9 protein-coding genes are annotated in these 6,434 nt (G+C 60.5%); 5 read left to right on the forward strand and 4 right to left on the reverse strand.

Annotated features, from left to right (window positions below):
• The first annotated feature begins 179 nt into the window (after positions 1–179).
• Genes Mhypo_RS16975 through Mhypo_RS16985 form a run of 3 tightly spaced genes read left to right on the forward strand, consistent with a single transcriptional unit; the run spans position 180 to position 1,799 of the window.
• Positions 180–731: a protoglobin domain-containing protein gene (locus Mhypo_RS16975; protein WP_119342425.1), complete on the forward strand. Its 552-nt coding sequence runs from the start codon at positions 180–182 to the stop codon at positions 729–731.
• A 52-nt stretch (positions 732–783) separates the two neighbouring features.
• On the forward strand, positions 784–1,563 hold the full coding sequence (locus Mhypo_RS16980; RefSeq protein ID WP_119342426.1) for an HAD family hydrolase: 780 nt from the start codon (positions 784–786) through the stop codon (positions 1,561–1,563).
• The gene (locus Mhypo_RS16985) at positions 1,560–1,799 is read left to right on the forward strand and encodes a cytoplasmic protein (protein WP_119342427.1); all 240 of its coding nucleotides are present in this window, start codon (positions 1,560–1,562) and stop codon (positions 1,797–1,799) included. Before Mhypo_RS16980 ends, Mhypo_RS16985 begins: the two co-directional genes overlap by 4 nt.
• Before the next feature lie 36 nt (positions 1,800–1,835).
• On the opposite strand, the gene ruvA is transcribed toward Mhypo_RS16985, so the two are convergent.
• From ruvA to Mhypo_RS17005, 4 genes are read right to left on the reverse strand one after another with little or no spacing between them, the layout of a single operon-like run.
• The gene (gene ruvA, locus Mhypo_RS16990; RefSeq protein WP_119342428.1) at positions 1,836–2,417 is read right to left on the reverse strand and encodes a Holliday junction branch migration protein RuvA; all 582 of its coding nucleotides are present in this window, start codon (positions 2,415–2,417) and stop codon (positions 1,836–1,838) included.
• A 9-nt stretch (positions 2,418–2,426) separates the two neighbouring features.
• A complete protein-coding gene (locus Mhypo_RS16995; RefSeq protein WP_119342429.1) occupies positions 2,427–3,197 on the reverse strand; it encodes an enoyl-CoA hydratase-related protein in 771 nt (256 codons plus the stop codon).
• Positions 3,198–3,228: 31 nt separating this feature from the next.
• Complete coding sequence (locus Mhypo_RS17000; RefSeq protein ID WP_119342430.1) at positions 3,229–3,999, reverse strand: enoyl-CoA hydratase-related protein; 771 nt, start codon at positions 3,997–3,999, stop codon at positions 3,229–3,231.
• Between the two features lie 15 nt (positions 4,000–4,014).
• Positions 4,015–4,347 carry a cupin domain-containing protein gene (locus Mhypo_RS17005; protein WP_119342431.1) on the reverse strand — a complete coding sequence of 111 codons (333 nt, stop codon included), beginning with the start codon at positions 4,345–4,347 and terminating at the stop codon, positions 4,015–4,017.
• A gap of 126 nt (positions 4,348–4,473) precedes the next feature.
• Between Mhypo_RS17005 and Mhypo_RS17010 the strand changes: the two genes are divergently transcribed.
• Complete coding sequence (locus tag Mhypo_RS17010; protein WP_119342432.1) at positions 4,474–5,700, forward strand: aspartate kinase; 1,227 nt, start codon at positions 4,474–4,476, stop codon at positions 5,698–5,700.
• 65 nt (positions 5,701–5,765) lie between these two features.
• Positions 5,766–6,281 (forward strand): phosphoribosyltransferase, encoded by a 516-nt coding sequence (locus Mhypo_RS17015; protein ID WP_119342433.1) that lies wholly within the window; start codon positions 5,766–5,768, stop codon positions 6,279–6,281.
• The last annotated feature ends 153 nt before the right edge of the window (positions 6,282–6,434 follow it).

Consider the following 6,434-nt stretch of genomic DNA (forward strand, 5'->3'; position numbering starts at 1 on the left):
TCGTCACCGTCCAATACAACATTCCCTCTCTGCTTGGCAACGGCTTTCAAACCAATCCTCTCCAAAATGTTGGTTTTTACCCATCATCACACCACTTCGTTACTCAACCGAATTCTTTAGATGAGTCCAACTGTCTGTTGACTATGAGCTAAAGGTATCCCTGAAGTAGAATTCCAGGGATGAGGGCCGAAGAGCTGCTGCAAACCCTGGTGCGCCGCACAGGGCTGACTGAGCAGCACGTACAAACCCTGCGGAGCCTCGAGCCCATTGCAGGCCCCCTGGCCCCCGAGGTGGCCCTGGCTTTCTACGATTATCTGGGCCGCGACCCCGAGATGCACGAAATTCTGTGGGGTGTGCCGGGCCGGGTCGAGCGGCTTTATCGGTCCTTTGCAGTCTGGTATCGGGAGATTTTTGCTGGCGTTTATGACGCCAATTACGCCCTGCGCCGGATGCACATCGGGCTGGTGCATGCCAGAGTGGGGGTGCGGCCCGGTCACTTTATTCCGGCGGTGGGCATTGTGCAGGAGCTGACCCTCGAGCACCTGCGCAACGCGCTGCGCGGCAGTGACATTCTGGCCGCCATCACGGCCTTTGAAAAAATCATGTCCATTGAAATCGCTCTCATGCAAGAAAGCTACTTCAGTGCCCTTTGGGAAGGTCTCAAGCTGACCCAAAACGAGCAGGAGGCGCTGCGCGAAGGGGCGCGGGTGCTGCTCGAGCAAGCGCACTAACAAAACTTTCCGGCAGGGTGCAGGAATTGCTCAGTTACCTTACTATTGGGGCGTGATTCAGGCCATTTTGTTCGACTTAGACGAGACCCTCATCCTCGACCACCCCGTCTCGCTGCACGCCTTGCGGAGCTGCGCTTTTTATGCCGCCTCCTGGTACAGCCTGGATATACCGCACCTTATTCAGACGGCAGAAACCATGGCGGTGCGCCTGTGGAAGTCGTCTCCAGTTTTTGAATATACCCAGCGTATTGGCCACAGTGCGGGGGAAGGGCTATGGGCGCGCTACGAGGTGCAAACCCACCCCGCATTGAAAACACTGCACGACTGGGTACCAGATTTTCGTGTAGCCGTCTGGCGCGAGTCGTTAGAAGCACAAAATATTCACGACGATGCACTCTGCGAGGTGCTGGCTCACCGTTACCTTTCCGAGCGGCGCTTGTACCCACGCTATCCCGAGATTGACCCACTGCTGAAGGCCCTTGCGGGCTACAAACTGGGCATCGTGACCAATGGGGTGCCCGATTTGCAGCGCGAGAAACTCGAGGGCTTCGGGCTGCTCGACCGCTTTCAGGCGGTAGCGGTTTCGGGTGAGCTCGATACTGGTAAGCCCCAGCGCGGCATTTTCGACCATATCTGCACGGAGCTGGGCGTGGAGCCTTCAGCCTGCGTGATGGTCGGCGACAACCCCGAGCGGGACATTGCAGGTGCGGCCAATGCTGGCATGAAATCGGTCTGGGTGGAGCGCGGCTTCAAGCCCAAAGACCCCCAGCACCCCGCCGACCTCGAGGTCTCGAACCTGCTCGAAATGTTGCCCTGGCTGGAGGCGCAATGACATATCTAGAAGCCCACCGGCATTCCACCCGCCACCGCGCGGAGGTTTTGCAGAGCGAGCTGTGTGGTTGCTTCTACTGCCTGCGTATTTTTACCCCCAGCGAAATCGAAGAATGGGTGGATGAAGGCCAGACTGCGCTATGCCCCTATTGCGGCATTGATACTGTGTTGGGCTCGGCTTCGGGGGTACATCTGAGCGAAGATTTCCTGAGCCAGATGCGGGAGCGCTATTTCTAATAACTCTGACATTCCACCAACCTGCTCGGCAGACGCCTAGCGCAGTGCCTTCAAGGCCAGCTTAATGAGTTCCTGCGTACCTGCCTCGGGGTTTTTCTGGGCAATTTCGGCTACCAAGCTCCGCACCTGGCTCTCGCGGAAACCCAGAGTGATCAGGGCCAGCTCGGCCTCCTCGGTATGGGCGGTGCGAACGATGGCGCCCCCTTCGCCCATCAGGTGGGCGGGTACTTTGCCGCGCAGCTCGAGGGCAATCCGCTCGGCCAGCTTCTTACCCACGCCCTGGGCCGCCGTAAGCAAACGCAAATCGCCCTCGGCCAGCGCCCTGGCCAGCAGGGCCGGGGTTTGCGAGGAGAGCAGGTTGAGGGCCACTTTAGGCCCTACCCCCGAGACCGAGAGCAGCAGTTCAAATAGCTCCAGGCTGCGTTCGTCGCTAAATCCAAAGAGCGAAAGGTCGTCCTCCCGTACCACCAGTTTGGTGTGCAGGACGGCATCCTGCCCTTCGCTGAGCTGGGCCAGCGTCGAGGCGGGACAACTGGCCTCCAAACCCACACCCCCCACCAGCAATACAGCGCTACTCTGGCTCTTTTTGAGCACCGTTCCTTTGAGGTAGCGAATCACGCGGACAGTCTACCTTCCCCGGTACCGGGCGGGACGTTTTTCGTAGAAAGCCTGCACACCCTCCTGGTGGTCTTCTGTGCGGCCCGCTACCTCTTGCAGCAAAGCCTCGTACTCGAGCATCTCTGCCAGGGTGGCGCTGGCGCTGCGCCGCAAGGCCCGCTTGATCAGGCCATAGGTTTTGCTAGGCCCCTGGGCCAGCTCGGCGGCCAGTTTGGCTACCTCGGCGGGGAAAGCCTCGGTGGGTACCACTCGGTTGACCAGGCCCAGGCTCAGGGCCTCTTCGGCCCCCAGGCGGGGCGAGAGGGCCTCGAGTTCAAAAGCCTTGGCATAGCCCACCATGCGCGGCAGGTGGTAGTTCATGCCGGCGTCGGGGATTAGCCCAATCTTGCTAAAACCAGTGGTCAGGATGGCATCGGCTGCCGCTACCCGCAGGTCGCAAGCCAAGGCCAGCGAGAGCCCGGCCCCCGCCGCCGCGCCATGAATGGCGGCCATCACCGGCTTTTCCAGGCTGGCCATGCCCTCCACCACCGACTGGTAGTTGCGCAGGTGAGCCTTGTAGGAAATGCGCTGGCCCTCGAACTCGCGTAAGTCTTGGCCCGAGCAAAAGCCGCGCCCTGCGCCCCGCAGCACCACCACGCGCACCTCGGGCGCGGGGGCTTCTCTGGCAAGCACCTTGCCCAGCTCCTTTAGCATCTCTGTGGTCAGGGCGTTGATGGCCTCGGGCCGGTTCAGGGTGAGGGTCAGGATGCCCTCCTGGAACTCCTTGAGTAAGACGCTCATGCTGCCTCCACAATGAATCTTGATGGGCCGGTTATTTACCTTTCCATACCGGCCTGCGTTTCTCCACAAAAGCCGTGGTGCCCTCGTGTTTGTCCTCGCTGCCAAAAGCAATCAGGAAATTGCTGCGCTCGAGGCTCAGTCCATGCTCCAGGCTCATGTCCTGTGCCCGGTTCACCGCATCCTTGGCCAGTCGGGCCGCCAGGGGGGCCCGCTCTGCAATGGCCTGGGCCAGCTCGAGGGCCTCTTCCAGATACAGCTCCACCGGTACTACTTTGTTTACCAGACCATGTTGCAAGGCTTCCCAGGCCGAGAGCACCCTTCCGGCCAGAATCACTTCCATGGCCAGGTACTTGCCCACCTGGCGGGTGAGGCGCTGGGTGCCCCCGCCACCCGGAATGATGCCCAGGTTGATCTCGGGCTGGGCAAACCGGGCGGTGTCGGAGGCCACAATCAGGTCGCAGAGCATGGCCAGTTCGCAGCCCCCACCGTAGGCAAATCCCGAAACGGCCGCAATCAGGGGTTTGCGAACCTTGCGCAGAGTCTCGTACTGATCGGCCCGGAGCCCCTGCATCAGCTCGGCCAGGCTGGTTTGCTGAAACTCGGCGATGTCGGCCCCGGCGGCAAAGGCCTGTTCGTTGCCGGTGATAACCATAGCGCCGATGGCCTCGTCCTGCTCGAAGGCCCCAACGGCCTGGGCCAGTTCGCGGAGGGTGGCGGTATTGAGGGCGTTGAGTTGCCTGGGTCGGTTGAGCTTCACCAAGCCTACACGTCCGTGGGTTTCGACCAGAATGTTCTCGTACATAAGGCACCTGTGGTTTTACTTGAGCCGCTCTGCTGGAAACCGCTCGTTCTCCCAGACGTCGATAAAGGCGGTACCTGCGGCCAGCCTGGCGCTGTGGGGCACACCACCGGGAATATGATAATAATCGCCTTTGCGAAAGACCTTTCGCTCGCCGCCCATCACGAACTCCACCTCACCCTCCAGCACCACGCCCCACTGGCCGTCGTGGGCGTGCTCGGGGACAAAGGTTTCCTCCTGCACCTGGGCAAATCCCACCTGCCCCTTGTGCCCCGAGAGCACCGCCATGTCCATGCTGGGCCAGATTTCTACCTGCTTGAAGGCTTTGAACCACTCTGGAAAGACGCTCATATTTTCGACCTCTGTATGTAGCTTATCGCCTGGGCCAAGCTCCCTACAACCGCCCGGTTTTGCTTTGGGCATCGGCTATCTGCTATTGGCTATCGGGTGCAGGCATGTTAGCATTCTGAGCTAGTTATGGCGCTGATTGTCCAGAAATACGGTGGAACAAGCGTGGGCGACCTCGAGCGCATCCATAAGGTTGCCCAGCGCATCCACCATTACCTCGAGAAAGGCCACCAGATTGCGGTGGTGGTCTCGGCCATGGGCCGCATGACCGACGAGCTGATTGCCCTGGCCAAGCGGGTCAATAAACGCCCTCCCCAACGTGAACTCGATATGCTCACTACCATTGGCGAGCAGCAGTCGGTGGCGTTGCTCTCGATGCAACTCAACGCCATGGGCATACCCGCAAGGGGGTTTACCCAGCACCAGATCGGCATCACCACCGATGGGCGCTTTGGCGATGCCCGCATTTTGCGGGTCGAGCCCACCCTGATCCAGCAAGCCCTGGGCAGGGGAGAAGTGGCGGTGGTGGCAGGCTTCATGGGCACCACCCCCGAGGGCGAGCTCACCACCTTAGGGCGGGGGGGCTCCGACACCACCGCGGTGGCGCTGGCGGCGGCCTTAGGGGCTCACGAGTGCGAAATCTTCACCGATACCGAAGGGGTTTACACCACCGACCCCCACGCCATTCCGGAGGCCCAGAAGCTCAACAAAATTGGCTACGACCAGATGCTGGAAATGGCCGCCCTGGGGGCGCGGGTGCTGCACCCACGGTCGGTTTACTATGGCAAACGCTACGGAGTAAAAATCCATGTGCGTAGCAGCTTTTCTTATAACCCTGGCACCATTGTTACGGAGGATGGCATGGAACTCGATCGCCCAGTGACGGGGGTGGCCCTCGACGACGAAATTGCCCAGATTGGCCTGGTAGGGATTCCCGACCGGCCCGGCATTGCGGCCCAAGTTTTTGAAGCGTTGGCCCGCAAAGGTGTGGCCGTGGACATGATTATCCAGGGGGTTCCCGGTCACGAGGCCAGCCGTACCCAGATGGCCTTTACCGTCAACCAGGACTTTGCCGACGAGGCTATGGAGGCCCTCGAGCCCGTTCTGGCCGAAATTGGCGGAGAAGCTCAGTTGCGCCGTGATGTATGCAAAATTTCCATTGTGGGGGTAGCCCTGGCCTCCACCCCCGGCATTCCGGCCCGCATGTTCCAGGCACTTTCTAGTGTGGGGGCCAACATCGACATGATCGCTACCAGTGAGGTACGGATATCCGCCATTATTCCCTTGCAATCTGCCGAGGCCGCCTTAAGGGCCGTGCACAGCGCTTTTGAGCTGGATAAGCCCATCGCGAGCTAGACCGGACAGCGTGCCCCCCGAGTCCTCCAGACCCCCAAGAGCGCAAGATCGAGGCAAGGAGCCCTATGAGCGAATCCCAAGGCTATTCGGGCAAACAGTACCTGAGTTGGCAGGACATCACCAACCTGGTTTCCAGGCTGCTGGGCCAGGTCAACCCCAACGACTTCGACTGCATTCTGGCTGTTACCCGGGGCGGCATGATTCCGGCCTGTTTGGTCTCCGAGGCCACCGACCAGCGCAACATCCTGACCGCGGCGGTGATGTTTTATACCGACGTGGGCGAGACCATCAAAGACCCCGTTTTTCTGCAGTTTCCCTCCGATAGCCTGCTCTACGGCAAGCGCATTCTGATTGTGGACGATGTTTGGGACTCGGGCAAAACCGCCGTAGCGGTGCGGGAGCGCATCAAGATGGCAGGCGGTCAGCCGCAGGTGGCGGTGCTGCACTACAAGCCCAGCAAAAGCCAGTTCCCCGGCGACGCCCCCGACTACTACGCTGCCGAGACCGACGCCTGGATTGTGTACCCCTGGGATCCGGCCCAGGGCTGGACAACCTTAGGCCAGGGGGCCGGTCAAGCCTGATTGCCAGGGCACAGTTTCTACAACTTATACCAGATTCGGTTAGTTCGTCACCAAAGGGTGACGAACTAACCCGACCGAAGTTATCCGCGTAGCGGAGGGCGATACCGCCCCTTGGAAGTTATCCGCGTAGCGGAGGGCGATACCGCCCCTTGG

The organism is Meiothermus hypogaeus, assembly GCF_003574035.1.
Classification (GTDB): domain Bacteria; phylum Deinococcota; class Deinococci; order Deinococcales; family Thermaceae; genus Meiothermus; species Meiothermus hypogaeus.

Coding starts and splice junctions, on each gene's coding strand:
- Mhypo_RS16975 (WP_119342425.1), top strand. CDS start 180: ATGAGGGCCGAAGAGCTGCTGCAAACCCTGGTGCGCCGCACAGGGCTG.
- Mhypo_RS16985 (WP_119342427.1), top strand. CDS start 1,560: ATGACATATCTAGAAGCCCACCGGCATTCCACCCGCCACCGCGCGGAG.
- Mhypo_RS16995 (WP_119342429.1), bottom strand. CDS start 3,197: ATGAGCGTCTTACTCAAGGAGTTCCAGGAGGGCATCCTGACCCTCACC.
- Mhypo_RS17000 (WP_119342430.1), bottom strand. CDS start 3,999: ATGTACGAGAACATTCTGGTCGAAACCCACGGACGTGTAGGCTTGGTG.
- Mhypo_RS17005 (WP_119342431.1), bottom strand. CDS start 4,347: ATGAGCGTCTTTCCAGAGTGGTTCAAAGCCTTCAAGCAGGTAGAAATC.
- Mhypo_RS17010 (WP_119342432.1), top strand. CDS start 4,474: ATGGCGCTGATTGTCCAGAAATACGGTGGAACAAGCGTGGGCGACCTC.
- Mhypo_RS17015 (WP_119342433.1), top strand. CDS start 5,766: ATGAGCGAATCCCAAGGCTATTCGGGCAAACAGTACCTGAGTTGGCAG.